Source organism: Devosia nitrariae, from assembly GCF_030160115.1.
GTDB lineage: Bacteria > Pseudomonadota > Alphaproteobacteria > Rhizobiales > Devosiaceae > Devosia > Devosia nitrariae.
In genome coordinates, this window is record NZ_BSNS01000022.1 from 1 (window position 1) to 18,559 (window position 18,559).

Genomic DNA, 18,559 nt, shown 5'->3' on the forward strand with positions numbered 1-18,559 from the left:
CTTGCCCCGTCCGGCTCTGTGCACCCTTGGCAAGGCGCATCTGTCGTTTGGTGCGCAGATGCGCCGTCAGTTCCTTCTTGAGCACCCCTCGCGACTGGATGAACAGGCTGCGATAGATCGCTTCATGAGATATCCGCATGCTTGGATCGCCTGGGTACTCTCGCCTCAGCCAGCCCGCTATCTGCTCCGGCGACCATTGCAGCGCCAGCTTTTGCGCCACCCGCCACCGTAGCCGTTCAGAGCATGCCAGGCGACACTGCTTGGGTCGAAGCGATCGCTGCCAAGCCTGCTTGTCGGCTCGGGTTGCGCGATACGTTTGTACACCGCCATTGCGCGAGATCTCGCGACTTATCGTTGATGGCGATCGCCCCAGACTTCGTGCAATAGCGCGGATGGCAAGACCCGCCGCAATCCCGCGAGAGATCTCTTCGCGCTCCCCCAGCTCGAGCGCCGAGGCCGCTCTACGCCTTGCTGACGGTGCAATCCCGCCGTGCAGGGATACGATCCGCTGAACGCCGGTCTTGTTCCGGCGCTCCAGTGCCCGCGAGATCGACGAAATGCTCTGGCCTTGCTTCCATCGCTCCCAAAGCTCGGCCTTCTGTTCCGACGTAAACCAAACCCGTGACGTCACCATGCGACACCTCCCCATCCTCTCAGATTAGAGGTGTTGCGATGACCGGTTGAACTCACCGCCCCATTCCGGTCATTCCGACCGATTCGGCGAATTCTTGAAAGTTGACGGTCCGCTCAGGTCGCCACGACGTGCATGATGGGGGGAACGCGGACGGGCAGCTTTTGGTTAGGTGCCAGCAGAAGCGGTCAATCATCTAAAGCAAGCTGCCTTCAGCACCGCGACCTACATCTCGTTCGTCTGGCGAATGGTTGCGCGCCCTGCAACGGACGTGCTTCTTCGGACTGACAGGAAGACCTCATCATGGTTCCAGCAATCGGCGCCCGTAGCGTCCCTGAACCATTATCACTTTAGACGAGCCTGCCGTATCCTTGTCCTCCCGACAGCTTCCCAGCCGACGACATGGTAGCAAGGCTACAGATCGACAAACGACCATCCCCTTTGGTCCGTAAGCGCTGCCCTCTCCTGCTGAGAGATGCGATCGCGGTGCATCGCTATGCAGACCAATTGCCGCGCCCTGGTGGTCGCCACATACATCTTTTTCATAAAGGAAGCCCGGATGGATGCGTGGGTGGTAGCATGGGCTGGGTCGAACGCCGGTCGCTCCAACGCCGGATTGATCAAGAAGGGTAGCATTTCCTTCACGTCAAAGAGAGTCCCGAACTTGGTTTCGAGGACGAGGGTGGCGTCATGCGTTTCTCCTTTGACGCCGTGGATAGTGGAAACCTCCATCTGGATGCCTCCCGGGCTCAGATACACGTTGCCGGGCAACACTGCCTCATCCAGCAATCCCGGCGCGTGGTCCGCATAGGCCAGATATTCGGCTATGGCGGCATTGCCGATGTCGACATCGCAAATGTCGCATAGCACCGGCGTAATGTCTGCCCATTCGGCCGCCGTGAGCGCGGGGCGAAGCATCAGATCGGCCATCAGTGCGCTGATGAGCGGCGTCTTCTCCGAAACATTAAAGTACCGCCTTAAGTTCGAGCGCGTGATTGGCACTGCGCCTCCAGATCGTCCAATGACCGTCTTGCCGCCCAGGCGCAGAAGCTCGACCAGCCCCTGCCTCAGATGCTGGTAGTGAGTGTGAACCGGCCCTTCTTTCAATACTACCGCACGCCGAACGCATTCGCAGAAAGTATCGGCAGTCCTCCCCTTGTTGGCTTGGTACCGGTCGAATGCCTGCCAGTAAGATTGTATGCTGAGTACTCCGCCCTCGGCACGCCCACCGATTGCTTTCACGACCCTGCGCTCGGCTTCTGGAAGACCGGCGACTATGGCGCCGAACTGATCCAGTACAGATCCGATCGTGTCGTTGCCATAGAGAATGAATGTACAGGAGGGGGCATTCGCGGCAGTAGGGCGAGAGCCCGTCAAAGCAATCCGTCGTGTGCTGAGCCCGCAGAATTTGTCAGCAATGGTCGCGGTAAACCGACCGCTGTCCGGGATGGGGGCGAGGTCTATCGCCGCGTTGAATGTTTCGTTTGGCGGCTCGCCCGCCATGCCGTCGAAAATCGCCTGATCGGGATCGCCAATCTTCTGCAGTGTGCACTCTGCAGCATCGCCAAACAGATGATTGATCAACTCGTCCTGGAATCTCAGCGTATCCTGCATCTCGTCGATCAGTACGAGCGGGAAGCGATGTCGCAGGGCATCGATGACAGATGGATTGGCTGAGATCAGCTCGCTTGCGAGCGCGTACATCTCGGAGAAGAAAAAATAGCCATTCTCCAGAGCCTGATTTTTTACGACGATCATGTTCTGATAGGAGGCGGTATGGGTGCCTGGCGCTCCCGGCACGTCGACGGATAGCTGGTCTTGAGCCCAATTTAGGCGCAATCCGGAAGTGTTGGCGTTCTTGTTGTGCAGATATGTGCGCGTGCCGGGGGTCAGGTGGCGATGCATGTAGGCCGCCGTAGTGAAGTCATCGATCTGACGGATCGGGTATCCTTTGGAGCGGCAGGCCGGCAGCGCGAGAAAGGTTTGTACGAAATCCTGGATCGTCCCGATGAAGTGCGGGTAGCTGATCAGCGATCTCGCCGCAGCGTCTGTGCCGACACGTTTTAGAATCTCGTCCTTTGCCACATTCGTATGGGTCAAGACGCATAATCCGCGATGGTGCCAGCGCCATTTGCGGGCAAGGAGGACCAGCTTCAAGCCGATGAGCGTCGTCTTGCCGGCACCTGGGCAGGCATGGACATGGTGGTGCTCCCGAATGGCCGCGCGTCTTGCCTCGTCAAGAGTCAGCGCTTCGTCCATCGACGCGGCATTGACCTCCTCAAGCAGCGCGTCAATGTCTGCATCATCTATGGCAGTTAGCGGCATCAGCAGGCCCACCTATGCCGCTGCCGCAGGAGCTTCATGCCCCGTCACATAATCTATGGCCCGCACGATATATACTGGCAGCGCTGCCCGAAATACGGCTCTCCGTTCTGCGGTTTGCGCCTGATCAGCTTGTCGTCTCGCGTCGGCTTGCTCGGGCATTTCATTCTCGGGAGCAGGCGTTATGATCGGGCCGAACTCTTCCATCAGCACGCTTGAGAGCGCGTAGGCCAGTTTTGTCTTCGCACCGGATTGCGTCGCGATATCCTTGTAGATGGCAACCGCCCGCAGTTCCGGGTCAGCCGGCAGCTCGTCATAGCCCTCGAGTGTACCTTTCAGCGCCTGATATACCTCCGCCGCCAGCCCGGCCCGCAATAGCGCATACTCGAACGTCCAATGGTCCGATACTTCGACCCGCACATTCTGCCCGGAAAGTGACTTGCGGCTTTCGACCCAATTCAATCGGCCTTGAGCATTATCGGCGTAGTGGCTTTCCCAATATTGTTGGTTGCCGAGCTTTGTTTGCAAAAAGCCGTAAATGTTGCCTTCCGAGATGCGAGCGGGTTCGGGCCACAGATCGAGATCGCGCAGGCAAACCACGCGCGTGCCAAGCCATGCGGCGCTATTCGCAGGATCGTCCATTCCCGCCCTTTGGAAGATACGAGCGAAGGGCGCAAAAGCGATGCTGCCGACGTTGACGACAGATACGCCGAAATCCTCGAATGGCGTCCCGAGAAGGTCAGCAAATGTCGAAAGGAGGATGTTCTCACCATCGCCCTCGACGATCATGACGCCCTTGGCGAAGAAGAGGTTGGATTTTGTTACATCCAAAAATTTCTCCAGGTGCACATAGTTCTGCGCATCCAGCCGTGTTTCATCTTTGCGCAGGGAAAAAGCCTTGCCCTCCGCCATGATGATTACGTTTTCAAGCGGCGCTTTCGACGCCAGGTTCGGGCTGTGGGTTGTAAGGATGCTCTGCAACGAGGAATTCTGGCCGCCAAAACCCTCTCTGAGTGCCCGCAGAAATTTCATTTGAAGCTGCGGATGGAGATGCGCCTCCGGCTCCTCGATCAGCAGAAGCGGAAAATCATGCTGTTCCTGCTCAAGAAGCAGGAGCTCCGCCGCCATGAACAGCAGATTGCTGTATCCGAGGCCTTGGTAGCGCTCCTGTGAATCGATGAGCAGCTGCAAGCGTTCGAGAATTGCGCGGAACATCTGTTTGCGCTCGGTCGCATCGAGTTGTTCGAGATCGGTTCCGCCCATGATGCTGATCAGCGGGCTTAAGGGTTTCGTGCGAAAATCCAACCTGCGAAGCTGCTCTTCAATGCGTTCGCGGGTTGCGCTCACTCCATCATTCTCGATGATCGCCGCGTTGGCCGCCACGATCGTCGTCAGCAGATTTTCGATGACGGCAGCTTCTCCGAACCTGTCGGAGGAGCCGAGAATCTGCGCCAGTCGCGATCCGCGACCGCCCATCAGTTCGGCATCAGCATCGCGCAAGGGGCGGAGGTAGGTGGTCGCGAGAAAATCTCTGGCCTCACGTTCCACCGATGGGCCTTCTGCATTCGCGCCGGACCGCAGTTCAGTCCGGATCTGCCGAGCACCGCGTATGAGATGTGTTGTCTGTTCCGCCTGATAGTTGAGATAGAGGACCGAGCGGCGGTCTTCGGTACCTGGGATCGTTTCGTGCGTCAGATGCTCAACAAACGCTGCCGCCTGCCGAGCGGTAATATCCTCGAACTTCAACTGGATGGAGAACGACGTGGCCCCGCGGCTGAAATCGCGGTCCTGAATCCGTATCCACTCGCCGGAGTTCACGGAAAGTGCATAGCGCACGGCATCAACAAGTGCCGACTTTCCGCTGTTATTCTCGCCGACTATCAAGTTGATGCTAGGATTCAAACGCACTCTGAAGTCCGTCAGGACGCGAAAATTCTTTATTGATACGTCCGAAAGATACATCCCCGATTCCCCCTCGCTGATAGTAGTTCGAGAGGGTTGGACCATACAACATTAGGTTTTGGGCGACGGCCGAAGCACTACGAACGCAGGGGTCGTGAGCCCGATCGGCACCGCCAGCAGCGGATGTTCAGACCCGGCCGCAAAGCGGACTTTGCAGCTCCTACCGTCTAGGGACTGCTGCGAGGCGCCAAGATACGCTTGCGCGGTGCGAGGCAAAGCCACGCCGAGCTTGGCGGTAGATTGTTCACCGCCTCTCGCACTGGTCGAAGGCTTGACCGCAAGTGTCTAGATTTTCTCAGTCCCAACAAGGAGCAGCGCACGAAATCTCTGCCGTCACACTGGGGTGATGATGAGCATGTTCGAGGACTGGAGGGGCAGATTCACGCAGCCGCCCTTGCCGGAGTTTCGGGCGAAGGTCGGCCGCAATGTCGTCCGGCAGATCACGCGCCCGCGTCTTCCTCAACGATATGCCGGTCACGACCTCGTCAAGACCGAACTGAAGCCGCCCTACCACCACCTCTATATCCGCCACAAAGGCTCGAAGCGCCTTAAGACGGATCTGCCTGTGCTCACGGCCGGCCTGGCACGTGACGCAGCCATCCCGAGACATCTTCAAGAAGAAGGCTCGGAAACGGGTGTCGAGTTCGAGGTCGTCCTCGTATAGCCGGGCGCCAACGCCGATAGCGTGACCGATCCCATCCTTCAGTTGCTGGCGACTACGGAGCTCTTCTTGAAGAAGAACACGGACGCCAGATTCCGCGTCGTCCTCAACGCGGCCGGGGCCGATTAATGTAGTCATGTGGCTTCGATCCGGCCCTAAATACGGAGAACGATACTTCTGCTCCGAAGCGGAGGCGCGCGCCGCTGGACGGCGAAGGTTCCGGAATCTGATCCAGTCGCAACCACTGGCACGTCGATCCACACGCAACGGCTGTGGATAACTCCAGCAAGGCGGCCCAGCGCATTGCAGCGGGCACACGGTTGCGGTGCAACTCGTTGAGTGCGGGAGGACGAAGCAGCGATATGTTGATCTACGGGGGCAATGGCGGGGCGCGTGAGCGGGAATACCTGTTCATCGACGGTGGCTGCCTGCGCAGCGCCGTCCGAACCATGTCCAAGGAGGTCTTCGAAGACGAGAATGCCTACCAGCCATTGGTCCAGGGTCTCGTCGGAAGCTTCGACAAGGTGTTCTACTACGATGCGGTGTCGGGCCGGAACCATGGTGAAGGCCAGGAGGACTACGCTGCCCGTGTCGAACCTGAGCACGAGCGTTTTGCGCAGGTACAGGCGCTCGACCGGGTCCACGTCGCTCTTGGTCACATCGTGGGCAACGATCGGCGGCAGAAGGGCGTGGACGTCCGGCTCGCCGTCGACATGATGACCCATGCCTTCCGGGGGAAGATATCTCGCGCAACGCTGTTCGCTGGAGACGCTGACTTCGTGCCCTTGCTGCGCGCGCTCGTGAGCGAGGGACTGCATGTCACCCTTTGGCATCCGCCCCAAGCCAACAAGGAACTCAAGGGTGCTGCCGATACCACTCGGGCTTTCGATATGCGAAGCGACAGCCAGTGCCTCACCCTGGATGGTCGTCATCCGGCCTTTCCCGGAGGGAATTCCGGCAGCGGTTCGATCGACCTGCTCCGCCACGGGACAGAGGAGATCGTCGGGATCTCCGGTCAGCGATACATCGGGACGTGGGACGAGGAATTGCTGACCATCTTCCTGGTCGAGCCTGCGGGGCGGTCAACGAACTTCCATGCCTTCCCGGCTCCCGGATCAACGCTGCGGCAAGCCCTGATGGCGTTCCAGGCTGTCCACGGGTGGGACGTAGCGGCAACAGGTGAGCAATGGGTCAAGGCCGTGCCCCGCCGACGTTGATACGGATGCTGGCTGCATCGCCAGCGACGGCAACTCTCAGACGACAGGTGCTGGGTCGACGGCAAACGGCAGTCTTTCACCTGCCGATTCGGTCACGTCGCGATCGAAATCCGCCCGGTTGTAGTCCCGCGGGTAGTAGGAGAAGCTCTTCAGGGTGAAATAGGCATCCATGCTCATGAAGCGCCTCGACACCTGGAGGCTCGCGAGTTCGGCTGCCTCCGCGTCGAACTCGTCGCTGAGATGCATGCGCGTGATTCCGGTCTCGATCGCGCTGGTAGCATCGACCGGACGAGCACCCGCACGCGACCACTCGTCCAGCAGGATATCGGCAGTGGCAGGCGGGCCATAGGCGATGACCGGACCGACAGAGACCCCGGCGATGCAGGACGCGTGGGCATCCAGCCATTGCGTGGTCTCCGCCAGCGTATTTTGGGTCTCGCCTGCGTAGAGCAGCACATTGACCTTGGCCATCACGCCGTTGTCGCGGCAGGCCTGAAGCAGCGCGGACGCCTTGGTGAGGTAGCGCTCGGGATTGTTCGCCTTCTTCATCGCCAAGATCTGGGTGGGCGACGCAGTTTCCAAGCCCAGATCAAGTACCTTGAGACCGGCACGTGCCAAATGGGCAATTGACTCGGGCAGCAGCGCGTCGACGCGACTCTCAGTTCGCCACCCGATATCGAGGCCTAGCTCTTGAACCGCTGCCGCCAGCCGCGCGCTCCAACGCGGATTGGGCACGAACATCGATGCCTGCATGTACGGATGAATGTCCGATCCGCCGTACTGATCCCGCACCAGGGCCATCGAGCGTGCGATCTCCTCGGGCTCCCTCAGCTTTTCCAAGGGGATGTCGCGCTCTTCGCAGAACTTGCATCCCATGCCGCAGCCCCTCGATGCTTCAATGCTCGGTTGGAAGCGCAGGTGATCGGCCACCAGCAGGTGGTTGAGGGTAAACGCCGGAGTCGGGGCCGCGAGACGACGCAGGTCCGGGTCAGTTGTCAGGAGGCTCCTGATGACGGGTTCGCCCAACCCGGGCACGAGCACGTGTGCCTCGGGCAGCTTGGTCCGCAGCCAGGCCACGTCGGGACCGACCACCCATCGGCCGCCAACGACGAGGCGTGCACCCGGGTCCGTTGCCTTCACGAGACGACAGAAGGCTTGTGCCCAGGGCAGCGAGTAGAAGCTCGGGATGGAGAGCATCACAGGGTGCCGAGTCGGGAAGGCTCCCATAGAGGCCAATCGTTCCAGAAGGATTTCGGGCGTTTCGTGGTCGCCGTGGATCAGAAGTGTGTTCCGCCCGCCTAGGTCCAGCATGGTGGCCAGGGACAAGGCGCCATAGTTGAGATAGAGCTGGCGACGGGCCAACTGATGGTCGCGCTTCTTGGGAGCAAGCAAACCCGCCGAAACAAATGGAATTACATCCGATCTTTCCATAGAAGATGTCCTCCCGTGCCGGCGTGGGGACGTCATATAGGAGCGGCTATTGCCTTTTGTAAGTATCGAGGGGATCGATGGTAGCGGAAAAACCGAGCAGACCAGTATCCTGGCCGACCGGCTGGTTGCTGCCGGGAAAAGCGTGATCCGCACCAAGGAGCCAGATGGAGGTCACCTAGGGAGCGAGGTCAGGGCGATGATGGTCGTGCCGGATCGCACGCTCTCCCCCGTCGAGCAGATGCTTCTGGTGAGCGCCTCCCGATACGCGCACGTCAGGACGGTAATCCGCCCGGCACTGGCTGCGGGCGACTGGGTCGTCTCCGACCGATTTATCGATTCTACCTTCGCGTTCCAGGTCCACGGGCAAGAAGATCGTCTCGGAATGATGTTCGACGCGATCAGGGACGTGGTGGTGGGGGGCACGATGCCTGAACTCACCATCGTCCTCGATTTGCCTGCCGAGGCCGCCCTGGAACGTCGCTCCAAGAGGCAGGACGACAAGGTCGACCCTACGGAAGTCTCCAGGAACTTCGGCGAAATCAGGCAAGGTCTCCTGGTAGCCGCCGCTCGCGCTCCCGACCGTTGCAAGGTCGTTGACGCCGACGCGCCTTTGGATGAGGTCGCCGATCGGGTGTGGCGGGAGGTTGCGACCGCGTTCCGGCTCGAATGACTTCGGCGCCGCCCTGACTTCCAGCTTCGACCGGACCCCGCCGCAGAGAGAAAGGCCCGTCCTATCTTGAATCCGCAAACCCGCAACCTTCTGGTGAAGCGCATTGCCGAGGCGGTCGAGGCCATGGGGCCTGCACCGGTGTTCGAACGCTTCGCGGTCGTGCTGGTAGAGCACCTTCTAAACATCGAACTTTTCCAGAGTGGGTCCTCCATATCCGGGAACCCAGTCGCTGGTACGCTCGACGCGACGTCGGCGGACCAGCGCGTGGTTGTTGAGGCCTCGGCGCTCCAGACCTACTTCGGGCAACAGATGGCGAAGGCGCGCAACGATCTCCTGCATGCCCTGGAACTCGCCCCGGGTGCCGAGCGGATCCTCTTGGTGTCGTCGCAGCGGGCGCCTGTCGGAACGATCGAGGATTTCGTGCAGGATGCGGCGCGCGATCCCGCCACGGCCGACCGGGAAATCGCCGTCCTCGACAGCCGGCGAATTGCAGAAGCGATAGTCGACGAGCTGGTGGTCAAGGACAATGCGATGGACGCCCTGTCCGAGCTGCTCCCGGCGTTGGACGAGGTCCGGGACCTGCATCCCTACAATCTCGCCGCGCCCGTGCTGGACAGCCGGTTCGTTCCTCGGGAGGAGGTCGACCGGGAATTGAGTCTTAGGCTGGCCGACAGCACCTGTGTGGAAGTCGCGGGCCTCGGCGGCCTGGGCAAGTCGATGGCAGCAGCGGCGTTCCTCCGTCGGCATGGTAGCGAATTTGAATACCCGTTTTGGGTCGACGCCCGCACCATTCGAGGTGTCGAGCAGCTTTCGGCTATACCGCTGCGCCGGGGTGGGGCCGACCGCAACGTGCTGGGTTTGCTCAAGAGGCACCGATGCCTCGTCGTGCTTGACGATGCGAGCGAGGAATTGACGTCTGAAGCTTTGTTGGAGGTGTGCGGACCGGAATCGAGGATCGTGGTCACGCGTCGGCGGAGGATGCCGGGAAGCTACGATCTTCCCCTCATGAGTGGCGAGGAGGCACGCCAGCTACTCGATGCGGGTCTCGCCTCGCCCGTCCCGGATCCCGCCTTCGAAGCCATCATCGCTGCCATCGGCGGCCATCCGTTGAGCCTGCGGCTTGTGAACGCCGCTGTACGATCCGGCGCGTCATGGGATGAGATGATCGAGGATTGCCCCCGCTTGGGCAGCATGGCCGATGGCGAAGTGCTTCTTGCGGAAAGAGTCCTTGGGCGATTGAGGCCAATCCTCTCCGGGGAGCTGTCGGTTTTCGTCTGGGCAGGACAACCCAACTGCGATCGCGAGTTCCTCAAATCAGTGGTCGGTACATTGGGAATACGAAAGCTCCAGGAGTTCGGGCTGACCGCACCCGACAGCCCCTCCTCGGTTCGCCTGCATGACATCGTCTATTCGTCGTTGCGCACCGGCGACTGGCTCTCTCCACAGCAGTCCAGAGAGCTCGACGACGCGCTCGAGCGGTATTTGGCAACTCAGATGCGAGGCGACGGGCATGGTCTGCAAACTACGGCGGCGCAGCTCCGCAATCGTGTCCGGGAGCTGGCGGCGGCGGGCGACCGGAGGCCAGCCTTCCTGCATGCACTGCTCGCCGCCTGGTCCCCTCACGAGATCGACCCTGCACTGTTGCCTGTGCCTGCCGCCACGGCAGCCGAGATCGCGGACCGCGGCGCCACCGGTTCCGACGCTGAAATCCTTCTTGTCCTCGAGACCATCGAGGCCTTGAATAGATACGAGAAGCACGTCAACGGGTACGCGAGCGCGCAAGCGATGCTCCGCGATGTACTGCCGGTCTACGCGGTGCTAGGCGGCACTCCCGGCCTGAGCCCCCGTCAGACAGCGGAGATCAAGCATCACCATGCCAAGACGCTCAGGCTTCTCAGACGGGAGGATGAGGCGCTGGCGCTGTTCGAGGAAGTGGTGGCAAGCTTCCCCCTCAACGAGGCCAAGCTGCAGCTGGTCCGCCTGCACGCCAGCCGCGGCAGGTACGAACGAGCGACCACGCTGGCGCTGGAGATCATAGAGGCGCATCGATCGGGCGAGGGGGTTTCGGCCTCCGTGCTCATGGGGCTGTCGGACACCCTGAACGGCGGTCGTGCGCGATGGTCGGGCGAGATACTCGCCGCGCATGACAAACACCTCATGTCGCAAGCATTGTTCAGCGCCGCTTCGGGGGTCGCCCAAGGATACGATGCGCTTTCCGCGTTCGCCCGATCCTGGGCCTGGAATGCACCCGAGCGACTTCAGCAGCTGCTTTCGCAGTTGCCAGAACCCACGCCTTTCATGCTGAGCGACGAAAGGAGCCGTGCAGGCTATGCCGAGATCCTCTACCACGCGGCGCTGATGGAGACCTGCGGCAGCAGCGCGCGCCGCGCTCTCGAGGCCTACGAGAGCCTGCGTTCGACCGACGCATTCCAGCGGCGCCGGTGGGGGGAGGTCCTGAACATGCTGGGCCGTTTCGAGGACGCCGAGAGCGTGCTGCAGGACATTGACGACCCAGATGGCCGCATATGGGTCGCCAACAGCCTGTCGCAGACCAAGTTAGGATTGGGCAAGACCGGTGAGGCGCTCGCACTTGCCGACGAAGCGATCGCGGGGGCCACGGGGCGCAACGAGATCTACCGGGCGAGCTTCCTGCTGCAACGCGCCAAGACGCTCCTTGCGATCGGGCAGGATCCAACAGCCGAGGTCGAGGCGGCGCTCGCGGGAGGGATCAACCCCCGCCAGCGCGCCGAGCTGCTCGACATGCAGGCATCGTTGCGGCGCGACCACCTCTCCACCGGCCGATGATCGCATGGGGCGGTCGAAACCATCTGGCGGGGCGAGCGGTTGTGATGAATTATGCTGGCGTTTCTAGGAGGTTGACTGACATTGGGCACCTTCGCAGCGCATACTTGCCCACGAGCCGTCTTTTCGTTGTAGCGAGCTAGTTCCTCCGCCAAGGCCGGATACCCTGCGCCGTCATATCAGCGTCTGCTATGCGCTTGTGACTGCCCGAAGCGGTCAGTCTGCTTTCGGCCCCGCCTAAGCCGAATGGTAGCGGGTGTGGGAACGGCAGGCGCTGCCCTAATGTGGGTCAATGAACCCAATGAAGCGATTTCCGGAACTCAGATACGCATCACTCGGAACTGATGGACTACGTTTCCAGTCAGTCAGAAGGCTTGCTGCTACCACTTCCGTGTACGGGCCGGCCACCAGACCATAGTTGCCATTTTCGGAGAGCACTATACGAGTCTCATGGGGTGCCAGAAACCGGCTGAGATCCGGCAGATTGCCTATATTGCGGGCGCTGGCGAAAACAACCCAGCGGTATCCTGAAGGGAGCGCTGGCGACGCCACATCGGCGGGCGCGGAGACGACGGCTGATTGCTGCGCATCACATATTACCTGCACGGTGAAGTTCCGACCTTTGTCGGCTAGTTCCCTGGCACTGAACGGCTTTGGCGGGACCGGGGAGGGCTTTGGCAGGCGGAAAATGCTCAAATACTCGGCAACCACACTCCCCTTGATGGCAAAGCCAATGTTCGGCGCTGTGGTGCCCATCGAGGCGAGCAACGCCTCATCATCAATCTTTGCTACCGCTACGCCCAACACTCGCCCCATGTCGTCCAAAATGGGGCCGCCACTGTTGCCGGGCTGAATGCCGACGTTGGTAGTGAACCAGCGATTCTCGCCCATTAAGCCCGTCTCGGACGAGACGATACCTGTCCCCACGTTCAGCGAGGAGTTGAGGATAGACGATAGAGGGAATCCGAGGGCCACCACAGTTTCGCCTAACTGCACAGGCTCGGCGCGTATCTCAGCTACCGAATGTGTCCTCGGCGTCCGAAGTTGAAGGACAGCGAGATCCACGTCTTCATCACTTGTGACAACTCGGGCGGGTCCATAACCGATCACGTCAATTACCGAACATCCGTCGATAACGTGGTGGTTGGTCACGAGGACACCCCTGTCGGCCACGAAGAACCCTGTGCCAGACGACCCTTGGGAGATTTCGGGTTGAGGTGTCACAGGGTCGGGGCTTCCCGCTGAACGGCCCTCAGGAGCCCCAAAGGCCAAGGGGTAGGAGTAGGAGGCCATGAAGGTTGCCACCATTGAGCCCACTTCGTTCCGCGTACGGTCCCACTCGATAGAGAAGCCTGCACTCTCGCCGGGTGTGTGGTTGATGAGTATGTAGAATACCTTTCCTCGGCGGGTGCCCGATACCACGAACTTGTCAGCGTTCAGCACCTGATAGGTGATGCTCCTGTCTGCACCCGATGCAGATAGCGAGCGATAAAGGCTTTCGTATCCCTCCTCAGAAAACGGCTTCCTGATGGTCTCCAACCGAATGGAGCCGTCTGCGCTGGTGTAGGCTGTCCCACGCCGCGTCTCACTGACAGATGGAAGCAAGTGCAAGGGCAGCAACAGGACCATGTTGCCCCGCGTGTCCTCTACAATGTCGAAACCCAAGTCGCGGAATACGTCATTCGCTGCACCCCCCAGGGCATCCTTTTGTCGTGGCGTCAGGACGCCTGTCGGGCTGTCACCGATGGAGGACTGGAATGATTGAATGGCTCTGTAGGTGAAGTTGCCAAAGGTGCTATCTGCCAGTGACTGATAGTGCCCCAGAAGCATTAGCTGCGATTGCAGCAAGCTCCGGTCTTCTTCGGTCATGCTGTTAAACCAGCGCTGGCTATCCGCAAAATCAGCGCGCGCCGTGAGGGGCGCAGCAGCAACAAATGTGCAGATCAGAGCCGCTCGGAGAATTCGGGTAAGTCGAAACATGCAACGGTCCCCCCATAGCGTTTTCTGCCGGAAGGCGGGACAGTTCAAGAAATCTGCTTGAGAATAGTTAGTAACTCTTGGTGTGGCGCCCGTTCCTGCGCGGCATGATGGCCAAAATTGCCGGCCACTCAGCCCCTCCCCGGTCATTTCCGAATACAGAACGGTCGATGGGGGCAGGACTTCACACCCCAATCGCCAGGCCTTTGCGTCAGCCTGCGGCTAACGCTAGAATCCGTCAGTCCGCTCCCGACCCCCGAAAATGGCCAACATCACCTCAGGGCACACCCTGATGGACCTGCATCAAGGCGTCTTCTCCGTAAGATACTGCCCACCCTTGCTCTCACCGCGCAGCCGCTCGAGATAAGCCCGCGCCTGCGGCATCGGCTCCGTCTCCCGCTCAACACTGAACCAGCGGTGCACAGCAAGACCCACGGCGATATCCGCCATGGTCATCGCCTCGCCGGCAATGAACGCCGTTTTCCCCAACTGCGCCTCGAGGATACGCATTTTGGCCGTCCAGCGCGTAAGTGACTCGTCGATCTTGGCGTCGTCGTCATAGCCGGGCACCTTGCGAGCGAGGGCCATCGCCGCATAGCCCCAGCTGCCGGCGAGTTCGACGCCCTGCCAGGACAACCACTGATCGCAGAGTGCCCGCGCCCGCGGCTCCTCGGGCGCCAGGAGCGTCGGCCCGTATTTGCGGGCGAAATAGCCCATGATCGCGGGGCTTTCCCAGAGAACGAAATCCTCGTCGATCAGCACGGGCACCAAGCCGTTGGGGTTGAGCGCCAGGAACTCGGGAACCTTGGGATCGCGCAGCGGCATGCCCCAGTCCTCCCGCTCATAGGTCAGTCCCATCTCGTCGGCGAGCCACAGCACCTTGCGTACGTTGATGGAGGTCACCCTCCCCAGAATCTTGAGCATATTCGCCTCTGTCCTCGGATGTCGTGCCGCTCGTATGGAAACCGGCGCCGGCGCGCAACACTTTAACGACTCATTCACACCACCCGGCAGTTTCTGCCGATTTTTGCAGCCTGCAACAGTTGGTTAACTGGTTGTTTACCATCCGCTAGGTAATTTTTGCCTAACGGTTGCGGGGGCTCGCGATCGCTCAGTCTTAGGAAATTCGAGTGTTCGCGTGAATCATCTCCTTCAGTTTCTGACCCGCTTTGGGCTTGCCCGAGTAGCGGCGATGGCCACGGTAGCCGTTCTGATGCTCGGCTTCTTCGCCTTCCTTGTCATGCGCGCCTCGACACCGAGCCTCGCACCGCTCTATTCGGAGCTCTCGATCGAGGATTCCTCGGCCATCGTTGCCGAATTGCAGGCCCAGAACATCCCCTACGAGCTGCGCGGAACGGGCGATACCATCCTCGTGCCGCGTGACCAGATCACGACGCTGAGGATGCAGTTGGCCGGGGAAGGCCTGCCGACGCGCGGTCAGGTCGGCTACGAGATCTTCGATGATCAGAATACGCTGGGCGCGACCAGCTTCGTCCAGGGCATCAACAACGTGCGTGCGCTCGAAGGCGAGCTTGCCCGCACCATCACCTCGCTCGCCCGCATCCAGGCGGCTCGCGTGCACCTCGTGCTGCCCGAACGCGAGCTCTTCCGCCGCGAGCGCAAGGATCCTTCGGCTTCGATCGTGCTGACCGTGCGTGGCGAGCTGACGGCCGGCGAAATCCGTGCCGTCCAGCATCTCGTCGCCTCGGCCATCGAGGGCCTGACGCCGAACCGCGTCGCCATCGTCGACGGCGCCGGCCGGCTCCTGGCCGCCGGAACGGGCGACGACCGGAACGGCGTCATCGCCGGCGAGGCGGCCGAGCTGACGCTCGCCCACGAGAACCGGCTGCGCACGCGCCTCGAGGACATGCTGGCCAACGTCGTCGGCCCCGGCCGCGCCCGCGTCGAGGTGACCGCCGAACTCGACATGAACCGTTCGACCACCACTTCGGAAATCTTCGATCCGGAAAGCCAGGTGGTTCGCTCGAGCCAGCTGCGCGAGGAGGCGAACTCGGCGACCGGCCCCGGCAGCCAGCAGGTGTCCGTCGCCGACGAGCTGCCCGGCGCCAGCGAGAACGCCACCGCCGATGGCGCGACCAGCGAGCAGGGTTCGACCACCGAGGAAGTCACCAACTACGAAATCTCCAGGACCACCGAGACCGCCGTCACCGAAGCGGGCGGCATCAAGCGGCTGTCGGTCGCAGTGGTCGTCGACGGCGTCTATGCCGACAACGGCAATGGGGTCAGCACCTATCAGCCGCGATCGAACGAGGACATCGAACGCATCGCCACCCTCGTGCGCTCGGCCATCGGCTACAGCGAAACCCGCGGCGACACGGTCGAAGTCATCAACATGCAGTTCGCCGAGCGTCGTGATCTCGAAGTCGGCACCAGCGAGCCGGGCCTTCTCGATTTCACCCGCGATGACCTGGTGCGCTTCGCCGAGATGGCGGTAACCCTCCTCATCGCGCTCGCTCTCGTCCTCTTCATCATGCGCCCGCTGTTGAAGCGCGTGCTGGCGCCCGAGCCGCAGCCGCTCGCCCTGCCGCCCGGAGCCGAGCTCGGCCACAACCACATGGCCGGCGCCAATGGCGAATTGCTGCCTGAGATCCCGGAAGAGCCCAGGGACAAGACGCCTGCATGGGTCGCCAACGCCAGGTCGATGGGCGAAACCCAGCTGCAGACGCTCAAGACCGTCGGCACGCTGGTCGAGGAAAACCCCAAGCAAGCCGCGCTCATCGTGCGTGGCTGGCTGAATGACGCAGCGTAAGGACGAGACTAGTGGCAGCCCCGGCGCAGGTCGAATATGACAACCGCACCCCCAACGGTGCCATCGCAGCCGAACCCGGCCGACAGCTCATTGTCGGACAGGACGCGACGCAGCGTGCCCTGCGCGGCGCCGAGAAGGCCGCGGTGCTGTTGCTTGCGCTCGGGCCGGACTACGGCAAACCGATTTTCGAAGAACTCGATGAACTCGAGATCAAGGCGCTTTCGCGCGCCATGGTGCAGCTCGGCCCCATCACCCAGGAGATGCTCGACGATCTGATGATCGAGTTCGTCACCACCATCTCCTCCACCGGCACGATCTCGGGCAATACCGACACGACCGAGCGCCTGTTGCTTTCTTTCCTGCCGGCGGACCGCGTCGATTCCATCATGGAGGAAATCCGCGGGCCTGCCGGGCGCAACATCTGGGAGAAGCTCTCCAACGTCCAGGAGGACGTGCTGGCCGCCTATCTCAAGAACGAATACCCGCAGACCATCGCCGTCGTCCTCTCCAAGATCGCCCCCGACCATGCGAGCAAGGTGCTCGCTGTCCTCCCCGAAGAGTTGGCCATGAATGTCGTCCAGCGCATGCTGGGGCTCGATCCGGTGCAAAAGGAGATCCTCGAAAAGATCGAGGTGACGCTGCGCACCGAATTCATGTCGACGCTCTCCCACACCAAGCGCCGCGACAGCCATGAGCAGATGGCGGAGATCTTCAACTCCTTCGATCGCCAGACCGAGGCGCGGTTCATGACCAACCTCGAGGACATGAACCGGGACGACGCCGAGCGCATCAAGGCGCTGATGTTCACCTTCGAGGACCTGACCCGGCTCGAAGCTTCCGCCATGCAGACCCTCCTCCAGCGGATGGACAAGCGCGACACGGCCCTGGCCCTCAAGGGCGCCAGCGAGCCGATCAAGACCTTCTTTTTCGCCAATATGTCGGCGCGCGCCGCCAAGCTTTTGCGCGACGACATGGAGGCGATGGGTTCGGTGCGCCTGAAGGACGTAGACGAAGCGCAGGCGCGCGTGGTCGCCACCGCCAAGGACCTGGCCGCACGCGGCGAGATCATCATCCTCAAGACCAAGTCCGACGACCAGATGGTGGCGTGATAGATGGCGAGCCCCGCACGCTTCACCTTCGACCTCGATCTCGGCCAGCGCCCCCAGAGCCAACCGCCGGTCATGCCGGAGGACCTGGTGGCGCAACTGCTGCGCCAGGCGCGTGAGGAGGCTTATGCCGAAGGCGTCAGGGACGGCGAGAGGAATGCCACCGCCATGGCTGCCCAGACCATCGCGTCAGCCGCCGCCACGCTCGCCACTGGCTCCGTCGAAATGACCGCCGCGCTCGACGACGCCCGCAAGGCGGCCGTTGCCGAAGCGGTGGAGCTGGCCGCCGCCATCGGCCGCAAGCTCGCCGCGCACCTCATCGCCCGTTACCCCGTCGGCGAAATCGAGGCGCTCGTTGCCGAATGCATGGCCTCGCTCGACGGCGTGCCCCACCTCGTCATCCGCTGCCATCCCGACATCGCCGAAGCGGTGCGCGACGTTGCCACCGGGCACATGTCCACCTCCGGCTTTGCCGGACGACTCGTCGTCATGGGCGACCCCGACCAGCGCCTTGGCGACGGCCGGCTCGAATGGGTCGACGGGGGCTTGAGCCGCGACATCAACACGATCTCGCGCGAGATCGATCAACGCATTTCCGCCTATCTCGCCGCACGTGGGATCGGAACAGAAGAGGAGACCGAGGCATGAGCGCTGGCGATCCCACCGACATCGAAGGCGATGTCACAGCCCGCGAGGACATGAGCCTCGAGGAAATGGCCGCGAACATGGTCAGGGGCGGCCCCGAACCCTATGCGGAAAAGTCCGCCGCCGATCTCGAGGCCGTCTTCGACGTGCCGGTGCGGATCTCGGTCGTACTGGGCCGCACGAAGATGCCTGTCTCCGACCTGTTGCGCATGGACGTCGGCACCGTCATCGAACTCGACCGACAAGTCGGCGAGGCGGTCGAGATCTATATCAACGGCCGCCTGGTCGCGCGCGGCGAGATCGTGCTGGTCGAGAACCGGCTGGGCGTGACCATGACCGAAATCATCAAGCCACAGTAAGGGAGC

The 18,559-nt window shown here is 61.6% G+C and carries 14 protein-coding genes; 8 read left to right on the forward strand and 6 right to left on the reverse strand.

Features of this window, described 5'->3' with window-relative positions:
• The 3 genes from QQK18_RS19695 to QQK18_RS19705 all read right to left on the reverse strand — a co-directional run.
• A partial coding sequence (locus tag QQK18_RS19695) for a helix-turn-helix domain-containing protein (protein ID WP_284342092.1) occupies nt 1-634 on the reverse strand: 634 nt, incomplete at its 3' end.
• Between the two features lie 411 nt (nt 635-1,045).
• Nucleotides 1,046-2,968: a UvrD-helicase domain-containing protein gene (locus QQK18_RS19700; RefSeq protein WP_284342093.1), complete on the reverse strand. Its 1,923-nt coding sequence runs from the start codon at nt 2,966-2,968 to the stop codon at nt 1,046-1,048.
• On the reverse strand, nt 2,969-4,915 hold the full coding sequence (locus tag QQK18_RS19705; RefSeq protein WP_284342094.1) for an ATP-dependent nuclease: 1,947 nt from the start codon (nt 4,913-4,915) through the stop codon (nt 2,969-2,971).
• Between the two features lie 349 nt (nt 4,916-5,264).
• Between QQK18_RS19705 and QQK18_RS19710 the strand changes: the two genes are divergently transcribed.
• A complete protein-coding gene (locus QQK18_RS19710; protein ID WP_284342095.1) occupies nt 5,265-5,579 on the forward strand; it encodes a hypothetical protein in 315 nt (104 codons plus the stop codon).
• Between the two features lie 359 nt (nt 5,580-5,938).
• On the forward strand, nt 5,939-6,793 hold the full coding sequence (locus tag QQK18_RS19715) for an NYN domain-containing protein (RefSeq protein ID WP_284342096.1): 855 nt from the start codon (nt 5,939-5,941) through the stop codon (nt 6,791-6,793).
• Between the two features lie 36 nt (nt 6,794-6,829).
• On the opposite strand, the gene QQK18_RS19720 is transcribed toward QQK18_RS19715, so the two are convergent.
• Nucleotides 6,830-8,224, reverse strand: a complete 1,395-nt coding sequence (locus QQK18_RS19720; RefSeq protein ID WP_284342097.1) for a B12-binding domain-containing radical SAM protein — start codon at nt 8,222-8,224, stop codon at nt 6,830-6,832.
• 49 nt (nt 8,225-8,273) lie between these two features.
• On the opposite strand from QQK18_RS19720, the gene tmk reads away from it, so the two are divergent.
• A complete protein-coding gene (gene tmk / locus QQK18_RS19725; RefSeq protein ID WP_284342098.1) occupies nt 8,274-8,894 on the forward strand; it encodes a dTMP kinase in 621 nt (206 codons plus the stop codon).
• A 93-nt stretch (nt 8,895-8,987) separates the two neighbouring features.
• Nucleotides 8,988-11,699: an NB-ARC domain-containing protein gene (locus tag QQK18_RS19730; RefSeq protein WP_284342099.1), complete on the forward strand. Its 2,712-nt coding sequence runs from the start codon at nt 8,988-8,990 to the stop codon at nt 11,697-11,699.
• Between the two features lie 276 nt (nt 11,700-11,975).
• On the opposite strand, the gene QQK18_RS19735 is transcribed toward QQK18_RS19730, so the two are convergent.
• Nucleotides 11,976-13,676 carry a serine protease gene (locus QQK18_RS19735; RefSeq protein WP_284342100.1) on the reverse strand — a complete coding sequence of 567 codons (1,701 nt, stop codon included), beginning with the start codon at nt 13,674-13,676 and terminating at the stop codon, nt 11,976-11,978.
• Between the two features lie 300 nt (nt 13,677-13,976).
• A complete protein-coding gene (locus tag QQK18_RS19740) occupies nt 13,977-14,597 on the reverse strand; it encodes a glutathione S-transferase family protein (RefSeq protein WP_284342101.1) in 621 nt (206 codons plus the stop codon).
• 268 nt (nt 14,598-14,865) lie between these two features.
• Between QQK18_RS19740 and fliF the strand changes: the two genes are divergently transcribed.
• The 4 genes from fliF to fliN all read left to right on the forward strand — a co-directional run bounded on the left by fliF (nt 14,866) and on the right by fliN (nt 18,553).
• Nucleotides 14,866-16,443 carry a flagellar basal-body MS-ring/collar protein FliF gene (gene fliF / locus QQK18_RS19745; RefSeq protein WP_284342102.1) on the forward strand — a complete coding sequence of 526 codons (1,578 nt, stop codon included), beginning with the start codon at nt 14,866-14,868 and terminating at the stop codon, nt 16,441-16,443.
• A gap of 62 nt (nt 16,444-16,505) precedes the next feature.
• Entirely contained in the window at nt 16,506-17,552 is a 1,047-nt protein-coding gene (gene fliG, locus QQK18_RS19750; protein ID WP_284342518.1) for a flagellar motor switch protein FliG, read from the forward strand.
• Nucleotides 17,553-17,555: 3 nt separating this feature from the next.
• Nucleotides 17,556-18,197 (forward strand): FliH/SctL family protein, encoded by a 642-nt coding sequence (locus QQK18_RS19755; RefSeq protein WP_284342103.1) that lies wholly within the window; start codon nt 17,556-17,558, stop codon nt 18,195-18,197.
• A gap of 65 nt (nt 18,198-18,262) precedes the next feature.
• Entirely contained in the window at nt 18,263-18,553 is a 291-nt protein-coding gene (gene fliN, locus QQK18_RS19760) for a flagellar motor switch protein FliN (RefSeq protein WP_284342519.1), read from the forward strand.
• Nucleotides 18,554-18,559: the final 6 nt, after the last annotated feature.

Coding starts and splice junctions, on each gene's coding strand:
- QQK18_RS19705 (WP_284342094.1), bottom strand. CDS start 4,915: ATGTATCTTTCGGACGTATCAATAAAGAATTTTCGCGTCCTGACGGAC.
- QQK18_RS19710 (WP_284342095.1), top strand. CDS start 5,265: ATGAGCATGTTCGAGGACTGGAGGGGCAGATTCACGCAGCCGCCCTTG.
- QQK18_RS19715 (WP_284342096.1), top strand. CDS start 5,939: ATGTTGATCTACGGGGGCAATGGCGGGGCGCGTGAGCGGGAATACCTG.
- QQK18_RS19720 (WP_284342097.1), bottom strand. CDS start 8,224: ATGGAAAGATCGGATGTAATTCCATTTGTTTCGGCGGGTTTGCTTGCT.
- QQK18_RS19735 (WP_284342100.1), bottom strand. CDS start 13,676: ATGTTTCGACTTACCCGAATTCTCCGAGCGGCTCTGATCTGCACATTT.
- QQK18_RS19740 (WP_284342101.1), bottom strand. CDS start 14,597: ATGCTCAAGATTCTGGGGAGGGTGACCTCCATCAACGTACGCAAGGTG.
- fliF (WP_284342102.1), top strand. CDS start 14,866: ATGGCCACGGTAGCCGTTCTGATGCTCGGCTTCTTCGCCTTCCTTGTC.
- QQK18_RS19755 (WP_284342103.1), top strand. CDS start 17,556: ATGGCGAGCCCCGCACGCTTCACCTTCGACCTCGATCTCGGCCAGCGC.
- fliN (WP_284342519.1), top strand. CDS start 18,263: ATGGCCGCGAACATGGTCAGGGGCGGCCCCGAACCCTATGCGGAAAAG.